22 protein-coding genes and 1 riboswitch are annotated in these 25656 nt (G+C 71.4%); of the genes, 8 read left to right on the plus strand and 14 right to left on the minus strand.

The window, feature by feature from the left end; genetic code table 11:
• Nucleotides 1–29 precede the first annotated feature (29 nt).
• The 3 genes from ACFY8U_RS34140 to ACFY8U_RS34150 all read right to left on the minus strand — a co-directional run bounded on the left by ACFY8U_RS34140 (nt 30) and on the right by ACFY8U_RS34150 (nt 4429).
• Complete coding sequence (locus ACFY8U_RS34140) at nt 30–3638, minus strand: NACHT domain-containing protein (protein WP_389576043.1); 3609 nt, start codon at nt 3636–3638, stop codon at nt 30–32.
• Between the two features lie 132 nt (nt 3639–3770).
• Nucleotides 3771–4076, minus strand: a complete 306-nt coding sequence (locus tag ACFY8U_RS34145) for a DUF4031 domain-containing protein (RefSeq protein ID WP_361754137.1) — start codon at nt 4074–4076, stop codon at nt 3771–3773.
• Nucleotides 4073–4429 carry a hypothetical protein gene (locus ACFY8U_RS34150; RefSeq protein ID WP_361437067.1) on the minus strand — a complete coding sequence of 119 codons (357 nt, stop codon included), beginning with the start codon at nt 4427–4429 and terminating at the stop codon, nt 4073–4075. The genes ACFY8U_RS34145 and ACFY8U_RS34150 overlap by 4 nt, the downstream gene beginning before the upstream one ends.
• A gap of 142 nt (nt 4430–4571) precedes the next feature.
• Between ACFY8U_RS34150 and ACFY8U_RS34155 the strand changes: the two genes are divergently transcribed.
• Genes ACFY8U_RS34155 through ACFY8U_RS34165 form a run of 3 tightly spaced genes read left to right on the plus strand, consistent with a single transcriptional unit; the run spans nt 4572 to nt 8057 of the window.
• Nucleotides 4572–5558, plus strand: a complete 987-nt coding sequence (locus tag ACFY8U_RS34155) for a MurR/RpiR family transcriptional regulator (RefSeq protein ID WP_361598871.1) — start codon at nt 4572–4574, stop codon at nt 5556–5558.
• Nucleotides 5559–5586: 28 nt separating this feature from the next.
• The gene (gene murQ, locus ACFY8U_RS34160) at nt 5587–6522 is read left to right on the plus strand and encodes an N-acetylmuramic acid 6-phosphate etherase (protein ID WP_389576044.1); all 936 of its coding nucleotides are present in this window, start codon (nt 5587–5589) and stop codon (nt 6520–6522) included.
• 38 nt (nt 6523–6560) lie between these two features.
• A complete protein-coding gene (locus tag ACFY8U_RS34165) occupies nt 6561–8057 on the plus strand; it encodes a PTS transporter subunit EIIC (protein ID WP_389576045.1) in 1497 nt (498 codons plus the stop codon).
• An 86-nt stretch (nt 8058–8143) separates the two neighbouring features.
• Here ACFY8U_RS34165 and ACFY8U_RS34170 read toward each other — a convergent pair whose 3' ends face one another.
• From ACFY8U_RS34170 to ACFY8U_RS34185, 4 genes are all read right to left on the minus strand, one after another.
• Nucleotides 8144–9331 carry a hypothetical protein gene (locus tag ACFY8U_RS34170; RefSeq protein ID WP_389576046.1) on the minus strand — a complete coding sequence of 396 codons (1188 nt, stop codon included), beginning with the start codon at nt 9329–9331 and terminating at the stop codon, nt 8144–8146.
• 28 nt (nt 9332–9359) lie between these two features.
• On the minus strand, nt 9360–10892 hold the full coding sequence (locus ACFY8U_RS34175) for an alpha/beta hydrolase (protein WP_389576047.1): 1533 nt from the start codon (nt 10890–10892) through the stop codon (nt 9360–9362).
• Between the two features lie 171 nt (nt 10893–11063).
• Complete coding sequence (locus ACFY8U_RS34180) at nt 11064–12158, minus strand: calcium-binding protein (protein ID WP_389576048.1); 1095 nt, start codon at nt 12156–12158, stop codon at nt 11064–11066.
• Between the two features lie 135 nt (nt 12159–12293).
• Nucleotides 12294–12896, minus strand: coding sequence for an isochorismatase family protein (locus ACFY8U_RS34185; RefSeq protein WP_389576049.1), 603 nt, complete (start codon nt 12894–12896; stop codon nt 12294–12296).
• A gap of 104 nt (nt 12897–13000) precedes the next feature.
• Here ACFY8U_RS34185 and ACFY8U_RS34190 point away from each other — a divergent pair, with 104 nt between their 5' ends.
• The gene (locus ACFY8U_RS34190; RefSeq protein WP_389576050.1) at nt 13001–14029 is read left to right on the plus strand and encodes a GlxA family transcriptional regulator; all 1029 of its coding nucleotides are present in this window, start codon (nt 13001–13003) and stop codon (nt 14027–14029) included.
• On the opposite strand, the gene ACFY8U_RS34195 is transcribed toward ACFY8U_RS34190, so the two are convergent.
• Nucleotides 14026–14589: a DUF2000 family protein gene (locus tag ACFY8U_RS34195; RefSeq protein WP_389576051.1), complete on the minus strand. Its 564-nt coding sequence runs from the start codon at nt 14587–14589 to the stop codon at nt 14026–14028. The two genes, ACFY8U_RS34190 and ACFY8U_RS34195, sit on opposite strands and share 4 nt — an antisense overlap.
• Between ACFY8U_RS34195 and ACFY8U_RS34200 the strand changes: the two genes are divergently transcribed.
• Entirely contained in the window at nt 14588–15430 is an 843-nt protein-coding gene (locus ACFY8U_RS34200) for an AraC family transcriptional regulator (RefSeq protein WP_389576052.1), read from the plus strand. The two genes, ACFY8U_RS34195 and ACFY8U_RS34200, sit on opposite strands and share 2 nt — an antisense overlap.
• Nucleotides 15431–15478: 48 nt before the next feature.
• Here ACFY8U_RS34200 and ACFY8U_RS34205 read toward each other — a convergent pair whose 3' ends face one another.
• The 6 genes from ACFY8U_RS34205 to thrC form a co-directional block, all read right to left on the minus strand.
• Nucleotides 15479–16018: a GNAT family N-acetyltransferase gene (locus tag ACFY8U_RS34205; RefSeq protein WP_389576053.1), complete on the minus strand. Its 540-nt coding sequence runs from the start codon at nt 16016–16018 to the stop codon at nt 15479–15481.
• Nucleotides 16015–16482: an SRPBCC family protein gene (locus ACFY8U_RS34210; RefSeq protein ID WP_361754102.1), complete on the minus strand. Its 468-nt coding sequence runs from the start codon at nt 16480–16482 to the stop codon at nt 16015–16017. Before ACFY8U_RS34210 ends, ACFY8U_RS34205 begins: the two co-directional genes overlap by 4 nt.
• Before the next feature lie 149 nt (nt 16483–16631).
• Complete coding sequence (gene groL / locus ACFY8U_RS34215; RefSeq protein WP_361437039.1) at nt 16632–18260, minus strand: chaperonin GroEL; 1629 nt, start codon at nt 18258–18260, stop codon at nt 16632–16634.
• Between the two features lie 323 nt (nt 18261–18583).
• A complete protein-coding gene (locus tag ACFY8U_RS34220; protein WP_005315736.1) occupies nt 18584–18787 on the minus strand; it encodes a cold-shock protein in 204 nt (67 codons plus the stop codon).
• 413 nt (nt 18788–19200) lie between these two features.
• Nucleotides 19201–19479, minus strand: coding sequence for a MoaD/ThiS family protein (locus ACFY8U_RS34225; RefSeq protein WP_361437037.1), 279 nt, complete (start codon nt 19477–19479; stop codon nt 19201–19203).
• A gap of 118 nt (nt 19480–19597) precedes the next feature.
• Nucleotides 19598–20890 (minus strand): threonine synthase, encoded by a 1293-nt coding sequence (gene thrC / locus ACFY8U_RS34230; RefSeq protein ID WP_383225932.1) that lies wholly within the window; start codon nt 20888–20890, stop codon nt 19598–19600.
• Nucleotides 20891–20907: 17 nt separating this feature from the next.
• Nucleotides 20908–21061, minus strand: a riboswitch (SAM riboswitch).
• Nucleotides 21062–21194: 133 nt separating this feature from the next.
• On the opposite strand from thrC, the gene ACFY8U_RS34235 reads away from it, so the two are divergent.
• The 3 genes from ACFY8U_RS34235 to ACFY8U_RS34245 all read left to right on the plus strand — a co-directional run bounded on the left by ACFY8U_RS34235 (nt 21195) and on the right by ACFY8U_RS34245 (nt 25650).
• A complete protein-coding gene (locus tag ACFY8U_RS34235) occupies nt 21195–22136 on the plus strand; it encodes a glucosyl-3-phosphoglycerate synthase (protein WP_361598905.1) in 942 nt (313 codons plus the stop codon).
• Nucleotides 22137–22192: 56 nt separating this feature from the next.
• On the plus strand, nt 22193–24121 hold the full coding sequence (locus ACFY8U_RS34240) for a hypothetical protein (protein WP_389576054.1): 1929 nt from the start codon (nt 22193–22195) through the stop codon (nt 24119–24121).
• Between the two features lie 65 nt (nt 24122–24186).
• On the plus strand, nt 24187–25650 hold the full coding sequence (locus ACFY8U_RS34245) for a trehalose-6-phosphate synthase (protein ID WP_389576055.1): 1464 nt from the start codon (nt 24187–24189) through the stop codon (nt 25648–25650).
• Nucleotides 25651–25656: the final 6 nt, after the last annotated feature.

The following is a 25656-nucleotide window of genomic DNA, read 5'->3' on the forward strand; positions in this document are numbered from 1 at the left end:
CCGAGCCCTGCCGACAGGCCGGGGTGCGCCTAATCCACCAGCACGCCGCCGACCCGGCGGATCGCCTCCAGCTCTGCCGGGTCGAGGCCGCAGTCGACCGAGAAACGGGTACCACGGAGGCGGCTGCCGACCGTCGTGCGGGAGAGGATCTCGCCCGTGCGGAAGTCGCACGTCCACAGCTCGCCCATGTTCGTCAGGACGACGAGCCGGTTGCCGTCCTCGGCAGACCTGAGGGCCCGGACCCCACTGGGCACCAGCGGGATACGCCACGTGATCTCGTGGAAGACGGATTCCTCGAGGCGCCAGCCGTACAGACTCCCATCGATCGCCAGGGCCGCCCTGTGCGAGGCGGCGCGGAAGGCGAACGCCTCGACGTGTCCGTCGAGCGGCATCGGGAAGGGCAGCCCCTGGCCATCGAGCAGGGCGGTCGGCCCCCACGCGTCGACGGCCGCGACAGCCCGGTCGTCCAGCACGAGCAGGGCGCTGTCCGACGTCGTGTTCAGCATGGTTCTGTCTTCGCCCGGCCGGCATTCCTCCGTCCGAACGCTGCGCCAGCTCTCCCCCTCGTCGCCACCGGCGGTCGCCAGGTGCAGGCAGGCCTCGTCGTGGGCCAGAACGACGAGGCCGCTCCCTCCCCGCATGAACATCGTCGTCTTGGCCCACGGCACCGGCGGGAAATCGACCTCGTGGACCGGTAGGCCCGTATCCGGTTCCGTGACGGTGATCCGATCCTCGTGAAGCCGGTACTCGGCCAGGGCGCGGCGGCCTCGCCACAGGACGGGCTGAGCGATCGGGGTCGCCGAGACCGTCCGGACGACCGCGCCCGTCGTCGCGTCGACGACGCGGCCGCCGGTGTCGTCACCGCACCACCACGTCGTGGCGTCCCATTCCAGTAGTTGCACCGAGTCGGACCCCGGGGGCAGCGGCAGCCTCAGCGGCGTCTCGTCGAGCTGCCCCGTCGGCCAGTGCAACACCTCGGTGCGCTCGGCCACCGCCACGGCTCCGCTGCTGTGAGCGAGGACCGGCTGCCAGAACCAACCGTCGTCCAGCAGCTCGCGATCGCGCAGACGAGCGCCGGTGAGGTCGGCGCCGGAAAGATCCACACCCCGGAGCTCGGCCTTGCGCAGATCCGCACGGCGCAGAATCGCCCCTGCGAGCGACACGGTACGGTCCCCGTCCCACGGAGCGAAGCCCCGCAGGTCGGCCTCGTGCAGATCCGCGTGCTCCAGACTGCCGCCGGACAACAGGATCAGGCTCAGACAGTTGGCCGCGAGACTGCCGGTCCGCGCCCGTGTGCCCGCGGTCGCACGCGCCACCTCAAGGAGCCGTTCCTGGCGGTCCTCCCGCTCACGAACCATCGTGCCGAGGAACTGGTACACCGCGTCGTTCTGCTCCAGCGCGCCGAACGTCGCCCCGAGCGCGGCCGGAGACTCGGCCACGAACCGCGTGAGCGGGGGCAGCTCTCCGTCGGTGGACCGGGCGGCGAAGTACCGCGACCACGTCCACTCCTGCTCCACGTCGTCCTGCGCACCAGCCGTGGGGATCAGAGCGAGGAAGTCGCCGCCGAGCAACCCCAGCTCGGCCGCGAATTTGAACGCGGCCAGAAACTCCAGAAGCGACTTGTGGGAGGGCCCGTAGTCCCCCTTGGCATTGCGCACGAGCATGCCCTGGTTGCGCATGTCCTGTTCCCAGTAGTCCAGGTCCTTCGCGCTCTCCACCGCGGCGCCGAAGCAGGACCGCAACCTATCCGGAAAGTCCCGGTAGTTGAGGCTGAGCCGGTTGGTGGCGAGCATCTCCGAGGCGACCTCGCACAGGAAGAAGAGCTTGTCCCCACGCGAGGTGAAGGTGCGCTCGGCCTTCACGTCCCGGTCCATCTTCCGCTGTATGGCGTAGAGGTAGATGCGGGCGAGGTCGATCTCGGCCCCCTGCTCGATCTCCGGCAGCGCGTCGATCACCAGCTCGGACATGACGGGGCGCCCCATGAGCTCGCGCACGTCCTCGTTGGCCATGATCAGACGGACCTTGTCCTCGGCGAGGTCGTGCCGGAGCATGCGCGTGATCTGCTCGTCGTCGAACCGGACCAGTTCGACGATGTCGAAGGCCGGGCCGTCCTTGGGCAACGTGGTCGCCGCCGCGCCCACCTTCGCGTCGAACAGGTCGCGCGCCTCGTCCGCGTCGCGGAAGTGCTCCTTGCGGCTGCTGAGCAGGACCTTGGCGCCGGGTTCCACGGCGTTGGCCAGTTCCCAGAAGTTCGCGATCACCGTGTGACGGTCCGCGCGCGCCGCCATCTCGTCGAAGCCGTCGAAGATCAGCAGGAGGCGGCCCATCCGATTGAGGACCCGAAAGACGTCGTAGCTCCGCAGATCGATCTTGTGCCGGTTGAAGAAGAACTCCGAGAGCAGCCCCTGGACCGTGGTCTGCTTGGCGTAGTCACGCAAGGGAATCAGCAGCGGGATCCTGGGCCGGGGCACCCCCTTGCGCTTGGCGTCGCGCCAGCCACGGGCCATCTCGCCGGCCAGATGCAGGGCGAACCACGACTTGCCCATGCCGAACTCGCCGAGCACGGACAGGTGCCGCTTCGCGGGCTCCTCCAGCCAGCCCGCCACGTACGCGTCCAGCCCGCCGTCGCGCCAGTCATAGGTACTGGTGTCGAGAGCGCGCTGCGTCGCCGGATCGATCTCCTCCTTACGGCAGGAGATCGGCACGTACCGCGAGTCGACACCGCGGCGGCGTACCTCGGCTTCGATCCAGTCGATGTACGGCTCGAAGTCGGCCTCCAGATCGACGAGTTCGTCGAACGAGTAGCAGAACAGCACGTCGTCGCTGCCCGCCGCGTGCCGGCGAGCCGCCTCGCTGACCCGGAGGCGTGCGAGCCCCCACCCCTCCGCGGCGGACTCCGAGGCGACAAGCTCCCCCAGAAGTCGCAGGTGATGCGGGAGGAGTTCACCCTCGACACAGAGCATGACCGTGCGGTCGAACTTCCCGCGGCGGCGCTGCGGGATGTCGACGAGCAGGGCGACACTGTCCTGGACCGGCTCCCAGGTGCGCCGCACCTCGTAGCCGACCGCGGTGAACCATTCGCGCACGTCCTGCATGAGCCGTTGCGCGGGGGAGAGTTCGGACCGCCCCGGCTCTGTGCGTGCCCGGTGGCTCTCCTCGTCGACACGGGTCTGACTCACCCGCTCCAGGAGAGCGTCGACCTTCTGCTCCATGCGCGTTTCATGGGGTGCCCGGCTGCGGTCCACCAGTGACTGGAACGCGGCGAGGAAACCGTCGACGTGCTCCTCGAATCCGTGGTCCAGATGGCCGAATTCCATCGTCTCGCGGTTGCGGGCGACGGCCTCCGCCGCCTCCTCGCGCAGCCGGCTCCAGTTCCCCTCGGAGAAGGAGCTGTGGAAGGCCTCCCGCACGTACTCGTCGCGGAAGAACGCGAGCACGGCCGCCGAGCGCCCGATGCAGTACTCGATGAGCGTGTACGCGTACAGGCTGAAGAAGTCCTGGGGCGGAGTCTTGGGGTCCAGCCGGACCGCCTTCAGCGCCCGGATCACCGCCTCCCGGCGCATCGCCGTGTCCGCCAGCGGTTTGGCGGTCACCTTCCCGACGACTCCGGCCGCCGTCGTGACGATCTCCACCGACATCGGACCCCCCGTGCCTCAGCCTGTGCCACTCCCGCCGCACCATAGCCGGACGAGGGACGAACGCCCGAGGGTTCCGGCCGCATTCGCGTCACGCGGACGTCGTCGGACTTTCCGGACAGGCGGGCGGTGCGCCTACGTCACCTCGGACCCCGGCGACTCCGTCGCCTCCCGAGCGCGCCTCGGGAACTTCGGGCGGCGCAGGCCCGCCTCCGTGATGCGCCGGACCAGTTCCTTCGAGCCGACCTCGACCGCGCCCGCCGCCACCGCGTCCGCGTAACGGTCCGACGGGATGTCGTAGTGGTCGCGCTCGAAGGCGCGGGGCGGGGCGCCGATCGCGGCGGCGAAGGCGTGGAGCTCCTCGTACGAGACGTCGCTCACCAGGTGCGACCACATGCGGCCGTGGCCCGGCCAGGTCGGCGGGTCGATGTAGAGGGTCACCTCAGGCCGCCCACCGGGGCGACCACGACTCCCGCCTTGCCGCAGACCCAGTGCGGGTCCGGGCCGAGCTCGGGTTCGACGTCCAGGGCGTGCGGGTCACCCGAGGAGCAGACTGGGCACAGCGGCCAGCGGCCGTACCGCTCAAGGAGGGAGTCCTGGACGTCCTGGGCGATGAGCCCGGCGACGTACGTGATGCCCTCGGGCCACTGCTCGACCCACCAGCGCCGGTGGGTGACAGCGTCCTCCACCATCGACACGACCTCGGCCGCGGCCACGTCGCGTGCCGCCAGATCGGCGAGGACCAGGGCGCGGGCAGCGTGCAGCGCCTGCTCCAGCGGGTCGATGTCGTCCATGCACACATTGTCACTCGACAAGCCTCAGGGGCGAAGGTCCCGCCCGCATCCGGGACTTTCCGGGATGTTCCAGGACCTGCCCGACCCCGTCAGGGACCTACGGGGTCTTGACGCTCCCCATGCTCGAAAATATCTTTCAGGTGTGACCAATGACGTGAAGGAAAGTTTCAGCGGCCAGGTGCCCGCGCCCGGGGCCCCGTCCTCGCCGCCGCCCTCCGCCGCGTCCGGTGCGGGGTCCGGCCACGACGCCCCGCCCGCCCCCGCCGCCCTCGCGGCCAAGGTGCGCACCCTCGCGCCGTCCATGACCCGCTCCATGCAGCGGGTCGCCGAAGCCGTCGCCGGCGACCCGGCCGGCTGCGCCGCGCTCACCGTCACCGGCCTCGCCGAGCTCACCGGCACCAGCGAGGCGACCGTCGTCCGCACCGCCCGCCTCCTCGGCTACCCCGGCTACCGGGACCTCCGCCTCGCCCTCGCCGGACTCGCCGCCCAGCAGCAGTCCGGCCGCGCGCCCGCCGTCACCGCCGACATCGCCGTCGACGACCCGGTGGCCGACGTCGTCGCCAAGCTCGCCTACGACGAGCAGCAGACCCTCGCCGACACCGCCGCCGGACTGGACACCGTCCAGCTCGGCGCCGCCGTCGCCGCCCTCGCCGCCGCCCGCCGTATCGACATCTACGGCATCGGCGCCTCCGGCCTCGTCGCCCAGGACCTCGGCCAGAAGCTCCTCCGCATCGGCCTGATCGCGCACGCGCACAGCGACCCGCACCTCGCCGTCACCAACGCCGTACAGCTCCGCTCCGGCGACGTCGCCATCGCCATCACCCACTCCGGCTCGACCGGCGACGTCATAGAACCCCTCCGCGTCGCCTTCGACCACGGCGCCACCACCGTCGCGATCACCGGCCGCCCCGACGGGCCCGTCTCGCAGTACGCCGACCACATCCTCACCACCTCCACGGCCCGCGAGAGCGAGCTGCGACCCGCGGCCATGTCCTCCCGTACCAGCCAACTCCTGGTCGTGGACTGCCTGTTCACCTGCGTCACCCAACGTACGTACGAGACGGCGGCCCCTGCCCTCGCGGCCTCGTACGAAGCCCTGGCCCACCGCCACTCGCCCCGCACCCGGTAGCACCGGGAAACCCTCGAAAGAGCCGCACGTGTCTTCTGCTACGTACTCCGAACTGCGCGCCCAGCTGGCCACCCTCGCCACCGAGGCGTTCCGTCCCGAGCTCGCGGAGATCGACCAGCTCCCGACCCTCGAGATCGCCCGCACGATGAACGCCGAGGACCAGACCGTCCCGGCCGCCGTCGCCGCGCAGCTGCCGCTGATCGCGGCAGCGATCGACGCCACCGCCGCCCGTATGGCCCAGGGCGGCCGGCTGATCTACGCCGGCGCGGGCACCGCCGGCCGGCTCGGCGTCCTCGACGCCAGCGAGTGCCCGCCCACCTTCAACACCGACCCCTCGGAGGTCCTCGGCCTGATCGCGGGCGGCCCGTCGGCGATGGTGAAGGCGGTCGAGGGCGCCGAGGACTCGGCGGAGCTCGCCGCCGCCGACCTCGACGCGCTCAAGCTCACCCCGGACGACACGGTGGTCGGCGTCTCCGCCTCCGGCCGTACCCCGTACGCCATCGGCGCCGTCGCGCACGCCCGCGCCCAGGGCGCGCTGACGATCGGCCTGTCCTGCAACGCGGACAGCGCGCTCGCGGCCGCGGCCGAGCACGGCATCGAGGTCGTCACGGGTCCCGAACTCCTCACCGGTTCCACCCGGTTGAAGGCGGGTACGGCGCAGAAGCTGGTCCTCAACATGATCTCGACGATCACGATGATCCGGCTCGGCAAGACGTACGGAAACCTGATGGTCGACGTCCGCGCCTCCAACGACAAGCTCCAGGCCCGGTCGCGGCGGATCGTCGCCCTGGCCACCGGCGCACCGGACGAACAGATCGAGACCGCCCTCGCCGCAGCGGACGGCGAGGTGAAGACCGCGATCCTGATGATCCTCGCCGACATCGACGCCACGGCCGCCGCCCGGCGCCTCACGGACTCGGCGGGCCATCTGCGGGCCGCCCTGCACGCCGAGACCACCCCCTGAACCTCCCCCGTCCCCGCACAGCAAGGCACCACCGCACCATGAGCACAGACGACAAGAACCGCGCCATCGCCGCCGCGATCCTCCCCCTCGTCGGCGGCGCAGAGAACATCGACTCCGTGGCCCACTGCATGACCCGGCTTCGGCTGGGCCTGCGGGACCGCTCGCTCGTCCAGGACGAAGCCCTGAAGGCCCTGCCGTCCGTGATGGGTGTGGTGGAGGACGACACGTACCAGATCGTGCTCGGCCCCGGCACGGTCGCCCGCGTGACGCCGGAGTTCGAGGCTCTGGTGGCCGCGGCGCCCCGGCCGTCAGCCGACGGTCTCGCCGCCCAGGGCGCGGCGATCAAGGCGGCGCGGAAGGCGAGGAACCAGACGCCGTTCAAGCTCTTCCTGCGCAAGATCGCGAACATCTTCGTCCCGCTCATCCCCGCCCTCATCGGCTGCGGCATCATCGCCGGCCTCAACGGCCTGCTGATCAACCTGGGGTGGCTGCCGGGCGTGACGCCCGCGCTCGCGGCGATGGCGAGCGGGTTCATGGCACTGATCGCGGTCTTCGTCGGCTTCAACACGGCGAAGGAGTTCGGCGGTACGCCGATCCTGGGCGGCGCGGTCGCGGCGATCATCGTCTTCCCCGGCGTCGCGAAGATCGACGCGTTCGGCCAGACGCTGTCGCCCGGCCAGGGCGGTGTGCTCGGCGCGCTGGGCGCCGCGGTGCTCGCGGTGTACGTCGAGAAGTGGTGCCGCCGCTGGGTGCCGGAGTCCCTCGACGTGCTGGTCACGCCGACCCTCACGGTCCTGGTATCCGGCCTGGTCACGATCTTCGGCCTGATGTTCGTGGCCGGTGAGATCTCCACCGCGATCGGCGACTTCGCCAACTGGCTCCTCGCCAACGCCGGTGCGGGCGCCGGCCTCGTCCTCGGCGGGCTGTTCCTGCCGCTGGTGATGCTGGGACTGCACCAGGCCCTCATCCCGATCCACACCACCCTGATCGAGCAGCAGGGCTTCACCGTCCTGCTCCCGATCCTGGCGATGGCGGGCGCGGGCCAGGTCGGCGCGGCGGTCGCGGTCTACTTCAAGCTCCCCCGCAACGGCTCCATCCGCCGCACCATCAAGTCCGCCCTCCCGGCCGGCTTCCTCGGCGTCGGCGAGCCCCTGATCTACGGCGTCTCGCTCCCGCTGGGCCGCCCGTTCGTCACGGCCTGCGTCGGCGGCGCGTTCGGCGGCGGCTTCGTCGGCCTCTTCAACATGCTGGGCGACAAGGTCGGCTCCACGGCCATCGGCCCCTCGGGCTGGGCCCTCTTCCCGCTCCTCGACGGCAACAAGGGCCTGGGCGAGACGATCGCGATCTACGCGGGCGGGCTGCTGGTCGGCTATGCGGTCGGGTTCGTGGCGACGTACTTCTGGGGCTTCAGCCGGGAGCTCCTGGAGGAGTTCGACGTGGAGACGGAGGCGGAGACGGAGACGGAGGCGGTGGAGGTGCCCGTGGCCGCGGGCGGCCCCGTGGCGCCGGAGGCACCGGAGCCCGTACGGGTCTGACCCTGCCTGGGGCGGGTCGTACCGGGGCCTTCACGGCATCGGTACGCCCCGCCCCTCACGCGTCGCCGTCGACGCCCGCCCGGCCCTTACGCCGGCTCGACCGTGATGCCCGACTGTTCCAGCAGCCACAGCACACTCTCGAAGTACGTGAGTTCGCCCGCCTCGTCGGCACTCACCGATGCCAGCGCCTCCCGGGCGATGTGCGCGTCGTGCCAGACGAGAGTGATCGGGCCCGGCAGACGGTTGCCGCCGCAGGGGCAGCCGCGCACCGCGCCCCAGCACTGGGCGAAGGCCGCGCCCGGGCCGCCGACGGCCTCACCGAGCGCGCACTGGACGCCCGGGACGTCCGTGGCGAACCGGCCGTCCAGGTGGCAGGTCTCCCCCACCCGGTCCTCGCCGCCGGCCGGCCTGGCGAACTTCAGCCACTCGGCCCTGCCCCTCGTGTCGAGGCGGGCCCACTCGTTCGGCGAGCTCGGAGCGCCCTCGTACCAGGCGTCCCAGGCCGGGCGGCCGGCGTACGGCTGCGGCTTCACGAAGCCGCCCCCTTCCAGCCGTACGTCCACGAGCGCGCCTCCGAGCACCGACGGGCGCGTCTCGCCGACGTGCAGGAACAGGTGCTCCTCGACCCGCACCACCCGGCCCGCGCGGTCGAGGACGAACAGGGACACCGGGTCCCCGGCCTCCCGCCGCGTGGTGAGCCTCCGCAGCAGGGGTTCCCCCGGTTCGCACCCGGCCAGCGTGAACTCCGGCCTCGTGAACGGGCGCCCAGGCCCGTAGAGGCCTTCCACCCGACGGCATTCGCCGAGCCACCCTCCGCCCCACCCGTTGTAGATCCTGACCCGGGCCGACGCAGGCTCGGCGCGGGAGCCCGGCCAGTCACCCACCTCCGCCTCGATCACCACGTCCAGGCGCGTACGGTCGTCCGCGCTCGGCCGACTGTCGAGCACGACGACATCGACCAGCTCCCAGTCGTGCGGGGGCCTTCCCGAGGCATCGTCCTCGTCGTCCACGTGCAGGGACAGGTCCCCCAACCGGTCGCGCTCCCGCACGGCCCCGTCGACGGCCTTGCGCAGCCTGCCCCGGGGCACGCACCCGGTCAGCGTCAGCCGCTCGCGGCGCGGCTCCTCCTCCGCGAACAGACCCCGGATGTCGGCGCAGCGCGCCCACACCGTCTGCTCGCCGTCCCACTCCTCGCCGACCAGGAGGAACCTCAGCGGCTCCGCCCGGTCCCAGGTCCAGATCCGGTCTTCGTACCGCTCCCCGCCCTCACTCATACGCTGATCCTAGGGACGGGCGTCGTGGTCAGTTCGCGCAGTACGCGTCCCGTACCGGACGCTTCCCCGTCCGCAGGAACTCCGTCACCGCCGCGTCCCCGCACGCGTTGCCGTTGCCCACGTACATGCCGTGCCCGCCCTGGTCGACGGAGACCAGCCGGGCGCGGTCGCCGAGGGCCGCGCGCATCTTCAGGCCGGCGGCGTACGGGGTCGACGGGTCGCGCAGGCTCTGGATCATCAGGATGTTCGACGGACCCCGGTCGGTGATCCGGGTCGGCCTCTCCGCCGGGGCCTTCCAGAAGGAGCAGGGCGTGATGTTCACCGGGAACCCGGCCGTGAGCGGTCGGCGGGCGCGGTCCGCCGCGACGGCCCGCTCGTGGGCGGCGACGGAACGGGGCCAGCTCACGTCGTTGCAGATGACGCCGACCATCATCGCCGCGTCCTCGTCGGGGAGCGCGGCGGCGAGCTCCGGCGGAAGCGCGGGCCTGCGCGCCGGGTCCTGGGCGTCCACCACCAGCCGCGCGAACCCGGCGAAGGCCGCGTCGCTGTAGAGGGCGTTCTGCAGAGCCTGAAGGAGCACAGTGCCTGTCAGCGGGACGCCGGGGGTGGTGGACTCGGCCGGCGCGCGGTCCAGCCGCTCCGCCAGCGCGATCACCAGCGGACGTACGTCCTCGGGACGCTCCGCGAGCCGCAGCCCCTGCGTCGCCCGGTCCGGGTGCGCCGCCCACGCCGCGAAGTCGGGGAAGCGGTCGTCCGCACCCTGCCCCAGGTACGCGAGCCAGCCTCTGGCCACCCGCTTCGGATCCGGGTCGTTGCTGCTGTCCAGGACCCAGCGGTCGGTCCGGTGCGGGAACTTCTGCGCGTACACCACGCCCACATACGTACCGTACGAGACTCCCCAGGCCGACAGCTTCTCCTCGCCCAGCGCCTGCCGGAACCGGTCCAGGTCCCGCGCCTGGTTCGCCGTCGTCATGCTCGCCAGCTCGTCACCGCCGTTGCGCGCGCACGCCTCGGCGGTCCGCCGGGAGCGGGCGACGTTCTCGGCGATGCTCCCGTCGGCAGCCGGCCAGGACCGGAGGGTCACCATCCGCCGGTCGTCGTCGTCCAGCCGGCAGCTCGCCCTGACGCTGCCGCCCACGCCGCGCGGGTCCATCGCCACCAGGTCGTACGCGCCGCCCAGTTCGCGCCGCAGCGCGTCCGCCTTCGTGGTCAGCCGCTGCACGCCGGAGCTCCCCGGGCCTCCGGGGATCACGGCCAGCGCCCCGCGCCGCTCGTCGGGCCGGTCGCTGCGGATCCGGGAGACGGCGATCCCGACCTGCCGGCCGTGGGGGTCGCTGTAGTCGAGGGGTACGGAGAGGGTCGCGCACTCCTGCCCGGGTAGCGGCTCGGGCTTCAGGTGCGGGTGGGTGACGGCGCACTGGGACCATGCGAGTCCGGCCGACGGGGGTGCGGCGGAGGAGGCGGGACCCGAGGCGGAGGCCGGACCGGCCCCGGTGAGGCCGGCCGCGACGGCGGCGGAGGCGAGGGCGATCAGCAGGGCCTTGGATGCGTAAGTCGTCATGCGACAAGTTTTGTTGACGCCCTGTCATGACCCCATCCGGCAGCCGGGCCGGTCCGAGGTGGGGCTGCCCCCCGGCCCCGGCCCCCGGCCAGACCCCGCCCTGTCCCGCCCCGCCCTGTCCCGCCCCGCCCCGTCCCGCGCCGCCTGTCCCGTCCCCCGCTTCCTCTTCCGTCAGGGCACGTTCGAGACCGTCTCGCAGCCGCCGGCCGCGACGTCCGTTCCTGCCTCGCCGTCGCAGACGTCGGGCGATCCGGCACCTCCGAGCAGCACGTCGTCGCTCGGGCCGGCCTTCAGCCGGTCGACGCCGGCGCCGCCGAGAAGCTGGTCGTCCCCGCCGGCCGTGCCGACCGTGTTCTCGATGAAGAAGTCGGCGTTGTCGCCGAGCAGCCGGTCGTCGCCGCCCCGCCCCTCGATGAGGTCGTCGCCCGCGCCGGTGGGCGGCGTGGTGTTCACGGAGCTGTCGCCGAGGAGGACTTCGTCGGCGCTTCCGCCGACGATCCGGTCGTCGCCGGCGCCTGAGGCCGTTCCCTCCGCCGCGTTGTGGTCGCCGATGGCGAAGAACCCGCCGTCCGCACCCAGCTCCAGGAGGTCGTCCCCGCCGTTCCCCGAGGCGTTCCGCTGTGCGTTGTTGTCGCCGATGAGGATGTCGGTGCCGGTGCCGCCGCGCAGCACGTCGTCACCGGCTCCGGCGGCGTCGGTGACGGTCGCGACGGAGTCCCCGGCCATGTCGTCGACGCCCGCGCCGCCGTCCAGTACGTCGTCGCCGCCACCGGTCGCACTCGAACCGCGGCTGTCACCGGCCACGACGTCGTCGCCCGGCCCGGCGAACACCTGGTCGTCGCCGCCGCCGGTGGCCACCCCGGCGAGCGCGAAGCTGTCACCGCCGAGCCGGTCGTCGCCCTCACGGCCGAACACCCGGTCGTCGCCGCCGCCGGTGGCGTCGCCGGTCAGGGCGAGCACGTCGCCACGCGCGTGGTCGTCGCCCGCCCCGGCGTCGATCTGGTCGTCGCCCAGGCCACCCGCGACGAGGTCGTCGCCGCCCAGAGCGCAGATCAGATCGTCGCCGCCCCCACCGTCGATCGCGTCCACACCGGCCGACCCGACGATCACGTCGTCACCGGCGGTCCCCAGGATCGACCCGGCCCCCGTGATGTTCGCCGGTACGCCGAAACACGTGGCCTGAGCCGCGGTGGCGGTCCCGGTCGGCAGACCGAGAGCGAGCAGCGCGGCAGCGGCCGTCAGACCGGAAACGCGGTAGGAAACCATACGGACCTCCAGAAGCCCGGAATCGTCACGGAACGCCACCTCTGCGGACGCTCAGTCACCAATCCGGACGCTACGTCGCCACCTCGCGGGTGGCGACCGGTGGCCGCATTCGGGTGCGGCCTGGCTCCGCCCCGGTCACCTCAGATCCGTCCCCGCCGCCACCACGACGCCGTACAGGTCGCCGATCGTCGCGAGTGCGGCCCGGTGCAGCTGTTCGGCGGTCACGTCCGCGGCCGTCGTCCGCAGCGGGCGGGTCGCGCAGGCGTCGGCGACGACCGTGGGGCGGTTGCCGCGCAGGAACGCGCCCTCCGCCGTGAACGTCACGCACATGTGCGTCATGAATCCGGCGACCACGACGTCCTTGTGCCCCGCGGCGTCCACGTGTCCGGCCAGGTCGGTGTCGACGAAGGCGTTCGGGACCTTCTTGACGACGACCGGCTCACCCTCGATCGGGGCCACGCTCGGGTGGATCGCGCCGATGTCCTCGCGTATGTCGTACGGCGTGCCCTCACCGCCGTCGTTGACGACGTGCACCACCTTCGCCCCCGCCTCCCGCGCCCGGGCGAGGAGCGCGGCGGCGGAGTCGAGCGCGGCCTGCCAGCCGTCCAGCTCCATCACGCCGCGCGTATAGGTGTTCTGGTAGTCGACGAGGATCAGCGTCGCGTCGGAGAGCGACGCCGGCGTCCCGTCGAAGCCGTTCAGTTCGCGCAGAGTCGTCGACGTACGAGTCGTACCCATGGAAGAAATACCCCCTGGCTCGGGCTGTTTCGCTACGTCTGAAACGCTATGGCCGACCCCGACGCGTCAGCAATGTCGCCCAACTTGCAGATACGGACATCGAGATGAGCCCGGTGGAACGACTGATCGTCATCGTCCTCTTCGAGGGCGTCGACCTGCTCGACGTCACCGGGCCGCCCGAGGTCTTCTCGCTGCTGCGCCGCGAGACGGACGACGCGTCCGGCTACCGCGTCGTCCTCGCCGCCGAGACGGCGGACCCCGTCACCACCTCCGCCGGCGTACGGATCCTCCCGGACCTCACCTTCGACGAACTGCTCGGCGCGGCAGGCACCCGGAGCATCGACACCCTCCTCGTCCCCGGCTCCGTCGAGGTCGACGACCTGCGACGGGTCCACGCCCTCGCCGACCCCGCCGTCGTCGAGCGGGTGAAGGCCCTGGCCGGGCGGACGCGCAGGGTCACCTCCGTCTGCGTGGGAGCGCACATCCTCGCCGCCGCGGGCCTCCTCGACGGCAGGCGCGCCACCACCCACTGGTCGACCGCGCGGCAGCTCGCCACCGACCATCCGCTGGTCGAGGTCGACGCCGACCCGATCTTCATCCGCTCGGGTGACGTGTGGACGGGCGCGGGGATCAGCGCCTGCCTCGACCTGTCCCTGGCCCTCGTCGCCGAGGACTTCGGCGAGACCGTCGCGCTGCGCGTCGCCCGGCAGCTCGTGATGTACCTGAAGCGCCCCAGCGGGCAGAGCCAGTTCAGCGTGCCCCTCGAACCGGTCTCCACGACCCGGCGGATCGAGGACCTCCGCCACCACATCACCCGCCACCTCGACGAACCGCTCACCGTCGACGACCTCGCCGCGTACGCGCACGTCAGCAGCCGCCAGCTCACCCGGATCTTCAAGGAGGAACTCGGCGTGACCCCGGGCGTCTACGTCGAGTCGGCGCGCGTCGAACGGGCCCGCGCAGCACTCGAAACCACCGACGCGACCCTGGAACGGATCGCGTCCACCTGCGGCTTCGGCACGACCGACACGCTGATCCGGGCGTTCCGACGCCGCCTCGACACGACCCCGACGGAGTACCGTCTCCGCTTCCGCACGAGCCCCGTGGATGATGCGCACCCACAGGGGCCCTAGTGGTGCATCCGGGCGCCCTTGAGCACCTTGTCGACGGCGTTGCGCGGCCCGTGGACGGCGAGCCCCACGAGATCCAGCCGGTCCGCCGGCACCGCCCGGACCGCCGCGCGGTTGTCCCGGTCGTTGCCGGTCGCGAAGAGCTCGGCGGTGAACACGGCGCGGGGCAGCGCCCGCGACAGGGCGCGGCCGTGCGCGGCGACCAGGGTCTCCTTCGTCCCCTCGAAGACGAGGACGGGCTGCCGGAACATGGGCAGGTACGGCGTGCCGTCGGCATCGGCGTACGGCTCGCCGATCACCTCGGGGAGCGCGGAGCCGAGGCCGCTGACCAGGAACGCGGTGACGTTCAGCCGCTGCCAGGTCTCCAGGTCCTCGCGCAGCAGGACGGCGATCTTGGTGTCGAAACGCACGGGAGCGTTGTCGGGGGTGGTCTCGGGGCTGTTCTCGGGGGTGGTCTCGGGGCTGTCGGGGGTGGTCTCGGCGCTGTTCGCGGGGCTGTTCTCGGTGGTCATACCCTGAGACTGCCTCTCGTCCCGCGGCCCCTTCTTGTACGTTCTTGGCATGGTGGCGCGTCAGGAGACACAGCACGAGGTCTCGGCGTGGCGCCCGACGGTCCCGGGCGTCGTGGAGGTCTTCCACGCCCACTTCACCGAGCACGCGTACCCGATGCACGTCCACGACGTGTGGACGCTGCTGATCGTCGACGACGGCGCGGTCCGCTACGACCTGAACCGGCGCGAGCACGGCACCCCGCACGACACGGTGTCCCTGCTCCCGCCCCACGTGCCGCACAACGGCTCACCCGCCACCGAGCAGGGCTTCCGCAAGCGGGTGGTCTACCTGGACCTCAGCCGCCTGGACGAGAGCCTCATCGGCGCCGCCGTCGACGGCCCCGACCTCGTCGACCCGCTGCTGCGCGCCCGGGTCGGGCAACTGCACGCGGCGCTCACGCACCGGAGCGACGAGCTGGAGGCGGAGAGCCGCCTCGCCCTGATCGCCGAACGCCTCCGCGGCCACCTGCGCCCCCGCCTAGCCGCCGTGCCGAGCCTCGGGGCGAAGGCCGCACGCGGCGTGGCCCACGACCTACGGGACCTCCTCGACGCGCGGCTGCGCGACGGCCTGACCCTGACCGAGGCGGCGAAGCTCGTACACGCGCACCCCACCCACCTGGTCCGCGCATTCACCTCGACGTTCGGCATCGCACCGCACCAGTACGTGACGTCCCGCCGCATCGCCGAAGCCCGCCGCCTCCTCCTGGCCGGCCGTCCGCCCTCGGAGGTGGCGTCGACGACGGGCTTCTACGACCAGTCCCACCTCACCCGGCACTTCCGGCGCCACGTCGGCACCACGCCCGGCCGCTACACCGGGGCCATGCGCACCGGGGCGGCCCGGTCATGGCGCTGAGCGGATCGGAAACCTCCACCGCAGCCGCCCGGCCGCGGGCCCCGCCCCCTACGCGACCCGCACCCGCCCGTACATCACCATGTCCCGCCGCTCCCCGCCCACTTCCTGCCAGGACCGCAGCAGCCCCTCCCGTACGTAACCGGCCCGCTCCGCCGTCCTCGCCGAGGCCTCGTTCCACGGTTCGACGAGCAACTGGAGGCGCGGGATGCCCAGTTCGTCCATCGCCCACGCGCTCAGCGCCGTGAGCGCCGCTCCCGCCGCTCCCTCACCGCGGCAGGAGGGGGCCACCCAGTAGCCGACCGTGGCGCGGCCCTCGGGGAGGTCGCGGAGCCAGAGGCCGATCATTCCCGCCGGGCGGTCGTCGCGGCGGCGGACGATGACGAAGGAGTACCCCGCGCCCGACTCCGAGCGGTGCCACTGGCGGCGGACGAACCCCTCGCCCTCCGCCTCCGAGTACACCGGAGGAACCGTGGTGGTCAGCGGGATGTACGGATCCGTCGAGGCCTCCTCCACGAGCGGCAGGTCCGCGCGTTCCCACGAGCGCAGGTCGTACGCCCCGGCCGACAGCCGCGGCACGTCCAGGCTCACATCGTCCCCAGGTAGGCCGCCAGGCGGTCGTACTCCTCCTTGACCCCCGCCTCCATCCCCGTCGCCAGCGCCTGGTCGCGGATCTCCGACGACGGCCAGATCGAGGTGCTGGTGAGCGCCGTGCCGCCGTCGGGCGTGTCGTCGAACGTGAGGGTGACGTGGACCGGGGGGCCGGGCATGAGCTCGAAGACCTCGGTGTAGACGAGGCGCTCGTTCGGGACGATCTCCTCGTACGTGCCGGAGAAGACGATCTCCCGTCCGTCGGGGGCCTTCTGGCCCCAGCGCCACGCGCCGCCGATCCGGAGGTCGATGTCGGAGATCACGGTCGGCAGGGCGGCCACGCCGTACCACTGCCGTACATGCTCGGGTTTCGTCCACGCCTCCCAGACACGGGCGGGCGGGGCGTCGAAGGTCCGGGTGATGACCAGCTCGCGGTCGGTCGGTGTCGTCAGCAGCGTGATCATGGATCGCTCCCGCCTTCCGAGAGGCTCCGCTTCCGGGAGGGGCTGACCGCCCCCACCCCACCAGCATCACCCCGAACGACCGAGGGCGGCACCCCCAGCAGGGAGTGCCGCCCTCGGTCGCGTACAGCGAGGAACTACCGAGCCGAGGCTCAGAAGTCCATGTCACCGCCCGGCATGCCACCCGGGGCGGCCGCGCCGGCCTTCTCGGGCTTGTCGGCGATGACGGCCTCGGTGGTCAGGAACAGCGCGGCGATGGAGGCCGCGTTCTGCAGGGCGGAACGCGTCACCTTCGCCGGGTCGATGATGCCCTCGGCGATGAGGTCCACGTACTCGTTGGTCGCGGCGTTCAGGCCGTGACCGACGGGCAGGTTGCGGACCTTCTCCGCCACGACGCCACCCTCGAGGCCGGCGTTGACGGCGATCTGCTTCAGCGGGGCCTCCAGGGCCAGCTTCACGATCGCGGCACCGGTGGCCTCGTCGCCCGAGAGGTCGGCCTCGAGCTTCTCGAAGACGTTGGAGGCCTGGAGCAGGGCCACGCCACCACCGGCGACGATGCCCTCCTCGACGGCCGCCTTCGCGTTGCGGACGGCGTCCTCGATGCGGTGCTTGCGCTCCTTGAGCTCGACCTCGGTCGCGGCACCGGCCTTGATGACCGCAACACCGCCGGCGAGCTTCGCCAGGCGCTCCTGCAGCTTCTCGCGGTCGTAGTCGCTGTCCGAGTTCTCGATCTCGGCGCGGATCTGGTTGACGCGACCGGCGACCTGCTCGCTGTCACCGGCACCGTCGACGATCGTGGTCTCGTCCTTGGTGATGACGACCTTGCGGGCGCGGCCCAGCAGGTCCAGGCCGGCGTTCTCGAGCTTGAGACCGACCTCCTCGGAGATGACCGTGCCGCCCGTGAGGATGGCGATGTCGTTCAGCATGGCCTTGCGGCGGTCGCCGAAGCCCGGAGCCTTGACCGCGACGGACTTGAAGGTGCCGCGGATCTTGTTGACGACCAGGGTCGACAGGGCCTCGCCCTCGACGTCCTCGGCGATGATCAGCAGCGGCTTGCCCGACTGCATGACCTTCTCCAGGAGCGGGAGCAGGTCCTTCACGGAGGAGATCTTGGAGTTGACGATCAGGATGTACGGGTCGTCCAGGGACGCCTCCATACGCTCCATGTCGGTGGCGAAGTACGCCGAGATGTAGCCCTTGTCGAAGCGCATACCCTCGGTGAGCTCCAGCTCCAGACCGAAGGTCTGGGACTCCTCGACGGTGATGACGCCTTCCTTGCCGACCTTGTCCATCGCCTCGGCGATGAGCTCGCCGATCTGGGTGTCGGCGGCGGAGATGGAGGCCGTGGAAGCGATCTGCTCCTTGGTCTCGACATCCTTCGCCTGCTCCAGCAGGGCGCCGGAGACGGCCTCGACGGCCTTCTCGATGCCGCGCTTGAGGGCCATCGGGTTGGCGCCGGCCGCCACGTTGCGCAGGCCCTCGCGGACGAGCGCCTGGGCGAGGACGGTCGCGGTGGTCGTACCGTCACCGGCGACGTCGTCCGTCTTCTTGGCGACTTCCTTGACCAGCTCGGCGCCGATCTTCTCGTACGGGTCCTCGAGCTCGATCTCCTTGGCGATGGACACACCATCGTTGGTGATCGTGGGGGCGCCCCACTTCTTCTCGAGGACGACGTTCCGGCCCTTGGGGCCAAGGGTGACCTTGACGGCGTCGGCGAGCTGGTTCATCCCGCGCTCGAGACCGCGCCGTGCCTCCTCGTCGAACGCGATGATCTTGGCCATGTGAAGTGGTCCTCCCGGACATGGGGTGGATAACGCTCCAGGACCGCGCCGACGCCCGCGACGGACGGCCTGCGTGCCCTGTGGTTCCTTGCCCCACCTGGCCGCGGACCTCGTCTGCCCGATCCTCGTAAGCACTCTCACCTTCAGAGTGCTAACGCCAATGATTAGCACTCGGCCCATGCGAGTGCAAGCGACTCCCGCAGATCGAGAGACGACCCGCGCCACCTCCCGCGCACGCACGAGGGGTCCGCATCCTGGTCAGGATGCGGACCCCTCGGCGTGAGAACGCGTGAGTGCGTACGTGGTGGCCGATCGCGCCGTGCTCAGACGGCGAGCTTGACCATGTCCGCCTGCGGACCCTTCTGGCCCTGCGAGATCTCGAACTCGACCCGCTGACCCTCTTCAAGGGTGCGGTAGCCGTCCATCTGGATCGCGCTGTAGTGGACGAATACATCCGCACCACCGTCGACCGCGATGAAGCCGTAGCCCTTCTCCGCGTTGAACCACTTGACGGTGCCCTGAGCCATGCCTAACTCCCCTATTACTGGCCCTTGCGCGGGACCCGCACTTCGCGGGACCCGGGTCAGACCCTGCGCCGGAACGCGTCGACCGCGGCTGAATGTATCTGCCCAACTGCCCTCTGCAACAGGTCAATCGGGCGAGAATTCTGGGCATGGCGTAAAGGAGAATTGCGGAGAATTCACTGAATTCCGGGGCAAGTCGGGCCCGGCAAAGTGCGCAGAAGGTACACAACACTCGAACACTTTGGCTGCTTCTTGTCGGGCGCGGACGCATTCTCATATGCGTCTGGCACAAGCAGCGAGGGAAGGCCGGGGGGACTTCCCCAACTCTACCGCGCTCAACCATGCAGAATTGCCCCCTCCGCTTCTCTCGCGGAGGGGGCAACTCGGTTACGCCGGGTAACAGGGGGCCGGAAGGCTCAGCAACCGCCGGCCACCGCGGGGATGATCGAGACGCCCGCGCCGTCCGGCGTCGCCGTCTCCAGGCCCTGCTCGAACCGGACGTCGTCGTCGTTGACGTACACGTTCACGAAGCGGCGCAGCTTGCCCTGGTCGTCCAGGACGCGGGCCGCGATGCCCGCGTGGTTCTTCTCCAGGTCGGCGATGACCTCGGACAGGGTCGCGCCCTCGGCGGCGACCTCGGCCTGGCCGCCGGTGTACGTGCGGAGGATGGTGGGGATGCGGACCTTCACGCTCATGGGTTGATCACCTTCGGTGGCTACGGGGCGGGTGCGGGGCGGGCGGGGACGGAGGAGCGGGGCGGCGGCCGGAGCGGCCGGAGCACCGGCCGCCCCCGCACCACGGCGGTCGCGGGCGTCAGCCCGCCAGGCCGGCTTCGCGGAACGCGTCCAGGCTCGGGCGGATCGTCGCGGTCGCCTGCGAGGTATCGGCCACCGCGTCCAGCGTCTTGAGGCCGTCACCCGTGTTGAGCACGACCGTGGTGAGGGCCGGGTCGATGAGGCCGGCCTCGACCAGCTTCTTCGTCACGCCGACCGTCACACCGCCCGCCGTCTCGGCGAAGATGCCCTCCGTACGGGCCAGGATCTTGATCGCCTCGACGACCTGCTCGTCGTCGACGTCCTCCACCGCGCCACCCGTGCGGCGCGCGATGTCGAGGACGTACGGGCCGTCGGCCGGGTTGCCGATGGCGAGCGACTTGGCGATGGTGTTCGGCTTCTGGGGCCGTACGACGTCGTGACCGGCCTTGAAGGCCGCCGACACCGGCGAGCAGCCCTCGGCCTGCGCGCCGAAGATCTTGTACGGCTTGTCCTCGACCAGGCCCAGCTTGATGAGCTCCTGCAGACCCTTGTCGATCTTGGTGAGCTGCGAGCCGGAGGCGATCGGGATCACCAGCTGATCCGGGATCACCCAGCCGAGCTGCTCACAGATCTCGTACGCAAGCGTCTTGGAGCCCTCGCCGTAGTACGGCCGCAGGTTGACGTTGACGAAGCCCCAGCCCTCGCCCAGCGGGTCGCCGATGAGCTCCGAGCAGAAGCGGTTGACGTCGTCGTAGTTGCCCTCGATGCCGACGAGCTCGCCGCCGTAGACGGCGGCCATGACGACCTTGCCCTGCTCCAGGTCGTGCGGGATGAACACGCAGGAGCGGAAGCCGGCGCGGGCGGCGGCGGCGCCGACGGCGCCGGCCAGGTTGCCGGTGGAGGAGCAGGACAGGGTGGTGAAGCCGAAGGCGCGGGCGGCCTCGAGGGCCTGGGCGACGACGCGGTCCTTGAAGGAGTGCGTCGGGTTGCCGGAGTCGTCCTTGACGAAGAGCTTGCCGGGCTCGACACCGAGCTCGCGGGCGAGGTTGTCGGCCTGGACGAGCTTGGTCCAGCCGGGGTTCAGGTTCGGCTTCTCGGCGACGTCGGCCGGGACGGGCAGCAGCGGGGCGTAGCGCCAGATGTTGGCGGGGCCGGCCTCGATCTGCTTGCGCAGCGCCTCGGGGTCACCGGTGGGGAGGTCGTACGCGACTTCGAGCGGGCCGAAACAGAGCTCGCAGGCGAAGATCGGGCCGAGCGGGAAGACTTCACCGCATTCCCGGCAGGAAAGGCCGGAAGCGGGACCGAGATCGACGGTCCGGGAGGTTTCGGTGGAAACAGTCTGTACAGCCATGGAGGCGAGGCCCTTTCTCCTCATCTTTCCCATGACGAATGTCGTCATGAGACGGATTTGGCACCTTCCCTAGCCGGGAGCCTCGCTGGCGCGTTGTCTACGCGGACGAGACCGACTGGAGGGTTGCCGGGGCTTCAACGGGCCGTTTCCCTCTGCCCCTCTGGATGAGCGGTATTCGATTGTGTGAAGCGGTTGTGGGACGCGGGCGGGACCCCGACATGCATCGGGCATCCGCGTTGTTCAAGACTGTAACCGAAGGCCCGGAGGGTTGAACCTGCCGTCCGAACCGCGAGATGGAGATCACGTGCTGGAGGAAGTGGAGCGCTGGCTGGGCCGGCGGTCCTGGTCCGTGGCGGACCGTTCGCTCGACCGCGTCCTGGCGGCGAAGCACGGGACGACGGTCAGCGTCGTCCTGCCCGCGCTCGACGAGGAGGCGACGGTCGGCGACATCGTCTCCGTGATCCGCCGGGAGCTCATGACCGAGGCCGTCCCGCTCGTGGACGAGCTGGTGGTGATCGACTCCGGCTCCACCGACCGTACGGCGGAGGTCGCGGCGGCGGCCGGGGCGCGTGTCGTGGCACGCGACGCGATCCTTCCCCGGATACCGGCCGTGCCCGGCAAGGGCGAGGTGCTGTGGCGGTCACTGATGGTGACGCGCGGTGACATCGTCTGCTTCGTCGACGCGGACCTGCGGGACTTCTCCGCGGACTTCGTCACCGGGATCGTCGGCCCGCTGCTGACCGACCCGGACGTCGACTTCGTGAAGGCGATGTACGACCGTCCGCTGGGCGACGCCCCAGGTCAGGGCGGTCGGGTGACCGAGCTGGTGGCACGGCCGCTGCTCAATCTGCACTGGCCGCAGCTGGCCGGCTTCGTGCAGCCGCTCGGCGGCGAGTACGCGGCGCGCCGCTCGCTGCTCGAACGGCTGCCGTTCCCCGTCGGTTACGGAGTGGAGCTGGGCCTGCTCGTGGACGCGCTCCACACGGTCGGTCTGGACGCCCTGGCCCAGGTCGACGTCGGGGTGCGCAAGCACCGGCACCAGGACGGCAGGGCACTCGGACGGATGGCGGCGGCGATCTACCGGACGGCGCAGCTGCGCCTCTCCCGCGGGCATCTCGTGCGGCCCCGGCTCACCCAGTTCGAGCGGGACGACACCGGTTTCACCCCGCGGACGTACGCCGTGGACACCGAGGAACGGCCACCCATGATCGACATCACGGAGTACACGCACCGCCGCGTGGCGTAACGCCGAATGATGATGCTTTTTGCATACATTTCGGTTTTATGCCGTTCACCCATCGAATGACCACGCTGCTGGCGGCGCTCGGCCTCGCCGCCGGCTCACTCGGTTCGCTCGGCTCGCTCACCCTCGCCGCGGCCGGCCCGGCCGCGGCGGATGTGGTGGAGCCCTTCGGCAAGCGCTACGAAGCGTCGCTCTACGGCGACTTCACGACCATCGGCAACACGGTCATGGGCTGCCCCACCGCCCCCGCCGACCTGGCCGCACGCTGCGCCATCGCGGCCGCGGGGCAGGGCCGCGAGGACAACGACACGTTCGCCATGGAGCGGATCGACACCGCGGCCATGACCGCCGGTTACGGCTCCAGCATCGGCCACGTCGTGATCCCGGTCGGCGCCCGGGTCGCGTACGCCCGGCTCTTCTGGGGCGGCAACGACGGTACGTACCGGGCGCCGAGCGGGGCGCAGACGAAGCGGTGCGACAGCTCCGGCAGCCGCGACGTGGTGACCTCGCCCGGCGACCACGCCACGACCGAGCCGCGCATCAGGGTCGGGGCGGGGCCCGAAACGACGGTCTCGATCGACAGCATGGTGACCGACCCGGCCGACACCGGCGGGGCGCACTACTACACGGGCGAGTCGGACGTCACGGCCGCGTTCGCGGGCGTGACCGGCACCGACATCCGGGTCGCGGTCGGCGACATCTGGGCGGCCGACGGCCAGGGCTGTGTGGCGGGCTGGTCCCTGACGGTGGTCCACGAGTTCCCCGGCCCCGAGCCTGCCTTCGCTCCGGACCGGCGCGCCGTCCACATCTACGGTGGACACGTCCTCCAGCGGTCCACCTCCCCCGCGACCACGATCACCGTCGACGGCTTCCACCGGACGGCGGGCAGGGCGCGGGCGAGCGTCACGGCGTACGAAGGTGACCGGAACGCGCCGGGCGACCGCTTCCTCGTCGACGGCAGGAACGTCACGGAGGCCCACACCGGAGACGCCGGCAACTTCTTCGTCGGCGGGGACGACGGCGCCGTGTCGCCCGCGCTGACGAACAACCTGAGCATCGACGCCAAGACCTTCGACATCCCGAAGGGCGCCGTGCCGGTGGGCGCACGGTCGGCGGAGCTGACCTTCACGACGACGGGCGACACGTACGTGCCCTCCGCCGTCGCCTTCTCCGTACCGGTGCCGGACCTGGAGATCACCAAGACGGCGAGCCCGCTGAAGCCGAAGCCGGGCGACACCGTCACCTACACGGTCACGGCGAGGAACACGGGCCCCCTCGACCACCCGAACGCCCGATTCGGCGACGACCTGACGGGGAACCTGGACGACGCCGTCTACAACGGCGACGCGAAGGCCACGATCGGCACGGTGACGTACGACGCACCGAAGATCACCTATGTGGGTGACATCCCGGCCGGCCGGACCGCGAAGATCACCTACTCGGTGAAGGTCGGCGACCCGGTGCGCGGGGACGGCACGCTCCGGAACAGCGTCGAGGCCGTGTCGCCGCGCTCGAACTGCGGAGAGGGCAGCGAGGACCCGGCCTGCGCCGTGACCCCGGTCATCGCCCCGCCGAAGCCGAGCCGGACGACCGCCCCGACCGCTGGCCCGAGCACCGGCCCGAGCACCGCCCCGACCGCTGGCCCGAGCACCGGCCCGAGCACGACTCCCACACCCTCTCCGACGGCCCCGGAAGACCCGAAGGCCCCTGAGCGCACGGTGTCCCCCTCCCAGACCCCGTCTCCCACCCCGCCCTCCACCCCGACCCCGATCCCGTACCCGAGCGAGTCCGAGATCGGGCTGCTCGCCGCCCCCACCCCCCACGAGCCGCGTCCGGACGCCCCGGACGCCCCTCACGGCACCGGGGGCTCGATGGCCGAGACCGGATCGAGCGGCGAGCGGCTCTGGCTGCTCGGCGGCCTCGCACTCGCCCTGGCCGCGACCGGCGTGGTGGCGAAGGCGGCCCTCCGCGGCCGCCGGGAGCCATGAGGCGTGGATTCGCCAGAGTCGTATACGTACGTTTGAGCGTTTACGTCACGGGCTAGGTTCGCCACATGGCTTCTGTGCTTGTGGCGTCCAACCGGGGTCCGGTCTCGTACGCCCTCGCCGACGACGGCACCCTCGGTGCCCGGCGCGGCGGGGGCGGTCTCGTCTCCGGGCTGAGCGCGGTGTCCTCCCAGGACAGCGTGTGGGTGTGCGCGGCCCTCGGGGACGGCGACCGCGAGGCGGTGCGGCGCGGGGTCGCCGAGCCCGGCGTGCGCATGCTGGACATCCCCCCGGAGGTGTACGCCGGCGCGTACAACGGGATCGCGAACTCGGTGCTGTGGTTCCTGCACCACCATCTGTACGACGTGCCGCACGAGCCGGTCTTCGACGCGGAGTTCCGGCGCCTCTGGGAGTCGTACCGCGGCTACAACCGGGCCTTCGCCGAGGAGCTCGCGGCCCAGGCCGACGAGGGCGCCGCGGTCCTGGTGCAGGACTACCACCTGGCGCTGGTGCCGGGGCAGCTCCGCGAGCTCCGTCCCGACCTGCGCATCGGCCACTTCACGCACACACCGTGGGCGTCGCCGGAGTACATGCGGATGCTGCCGGAGGAGATCCGCGAGGAGCTTCTGTGGGGGATGCTCGGCGCGGACGAGCTCGGTTTCCACACCTGGGGATGGGCGCGGTCGTTCATCACCGGCGCGCACATCGACAGCGCGGGCGGCACGGCCGAGGGAGCCCTGGGCCCCGACGATCCCTGGCGCGGGGTGCACCACCACCGGGCGGGGGGCACCCCTCGGCGCACCCGGGTCCACGTCTACCCCCTCGGTGTGGACGGTGACGAGCTGCGGGCGCTCGCCCACCGGCCGGAGGTCGACGACCGCCTGGCCGCGCTGCGCGCCGAGGTCGGCGACCGGAAGACGATCGTGCGGGTGGACCGTACGGAGCTGTCGAAGAACGTGGTGCGCGGCCTGCTCGCGTACCGGGAGCTGCTCCAGGAGCGCCCGGAGTGGCGCGGCCGGGTCGTCCACATGGCCTCGGCGTACCCCTCCCGCCAGGACCTGGAGGTCTACCGCGCGTACACGGAGGCGGTCGCCCGGCTCGCGGAGCAGATCAACGCGGAGTTCGGCACGGACGACTGGCAGCCGGTGCTGCTGTCGGTGAAGGACGACTTCCCGCGCTCCCTCGCTGCCTACCGGATGGCGGACGTAGCGCTGATCAACCCGATCCGCGACGGGATGAACCTGGTGGCCAAGGAGATCCCGGTGGTGTCGGAGGCGGGGTGCGCGCTGGTGCTCTCGACGGGGGCCGGGGCGTACGACGAGCTGCGCGAGGCGGCGCTGACGGTCAATCCGTACGACGTCTCGGAGACCGCGGCGGCCCTGCACCGGGCCCTGTCGATGCCGGCCACCGAGCGTGCGGACCGCTCGAAGCACCTCGCCGAGGCGGCGACGGCGCTTCCGCCGCAGCAGTGGTTCCTGGCCCAGCTGAACGCGCTGCGCGACGACACCGAACCCCCGGCGCCGCCGCGCTGACGGTCT

Source organism: Streptomyces sp. NPDC012508 (genome assembly GCF_042902595.1).
In the GTDB taxonomy this organism is placed as follows: domain Bacteria; phylum Actinomycetota; class Actinomycetes; order Streptomycetales; family Streptomycetaceae; genus Streptomyces.

What these genes read in the sequence shown, in the direction of transcription:
- ACFY8U_RS34140 (WP_389576043.1), bottom strand. Translation starts at nt 3,638, where the DNA reads ATGTCGGTGGAGATCGTCACGACGGCGGCCGGAGTCGTCGGGAAGGTG.
- ACFY8U_RS34150 (WP_361437067.1), bottom strand. Translation starts at nt 4,429, where the DNA reads ATGGACGACATCGACCCGCTGGAGCAGGCGCTGCACGCTGCCCGCGCC.
- ACFY8U_RS34165 (WP_389576045.1), top strand. Translation starts at nt 6,561, where the DNA reads ATGAGCACAGACGACAAGAACCGCGCCATCGCCGCCGCGATCCTCCCC.
- ACFY8U_RS34170 (WP_389576046.1), bottom strand. Translation starts at nt 9,331, where the DNA reads ATGAGTGAGGGCGGGGAGCGGTACGAAGACCGGATCTGGACCTGGGAC.
- ACFY8U_RS34175 (WP_389576047.1), bottom strand. Translation starts at nt 10,892, where the DNA reads ATGACGACTTACGCATCCAAGGCCCTGCTGATCGCCCTCGCCTCCGCC.
- ACFY8U_RS34180 (WP_389576048.1), bottom strand. Translation starts at nt 12,158, where the DNA reads ATGGTTTCCTACCGCGTTTCCGGTCTGACGGCCGCTGCCGCGCTGCTC.
- ACFY8U_RS34185 (WP_389576049.1), bottom strand. Translation starts at nt 12,896, where the DNA reads ATGGGTACGACTCGTACGTCGACGACTCTGCGCGAACTGAACGGCTTC.
- ACFY8U_RS34190 (WP_389576050.1), top strand. Translation starts at nt 13,001, where the DNA reads ATGAGCCCGGTGGAACGACTGATCGTCATCGTCCTCTTCGAGGGCGTC.
- ACFY8U_RS34200 (WP_389576052.1), top strand. Translation starts at nt 14,588, where the DNA reads ATGGTGGCGCGTCAGGAGACACAGCACGAGGTCTCGGCGTGGCGCCCG.
- ACFY8U_RS34195 (WP_389576051.1), bottom strand. Translation starts at nt 14,589, where the DNA reads ATGCCAAGAACGTACAAGAAGGGGCCGCGGGACGAGAGGCAGTCTCAG.
- ACFY8U_RS34210 (WP_361754102.1), bottom strand. Translation starts at nt 16,482, where the DNA reads ATGATCACGCTGCTGACGACACCGACCGACCGCGAGCTGGTCATCACC.
- groL (WP_361437039.1), bottom strand. Translation starts at nt 18,260, where the DNA reads ATGGCCAAGATCATCGCGTTCGACGAGGAGGCACGGCGCGGTCTCGAG.
- ACFY8U_RS34220 (WP_005315736.1), bottom strand. Translation starts at nt 18,787, where the DNA reads ATGGCTCAGGGCACCGTCAAGTGGTTCAACGCGGAGAAGGGCTACGGC.
- ACFY8U_RS34225 (WP_361437037.1), bottom strand. Translation starts at nt 19,479, where the DNA reads ATGAGCGTGAAGGTCCGCATCCCCACCATCCTCCGCACGTACACCGGC.
- thrC (WP_383225932.1), bottom strand. Translation starts at nt 20,890, where the DNA reads ATGGCTGTACAGACTGTTTCCACCGAAACCTCCCGGACCGTCGATCTC.
- ACFY8U_RS34240 (WP_389576054.1), top strand. Translation starts at nt 22,193, where the DNA reads ATGACCACGCTGCTGGCGGCGCTCGGCCTCGCCGCCGGCTCACTCGGT.
- ACFY8U_RS34245 (WP_389576055.1), top strand. Translation starts at nt 24,187, where the DNA reads ATGGCTTCTGTGCTTGTGGCGTCCAACCGGGGTCCGGTCTCGTACGCC.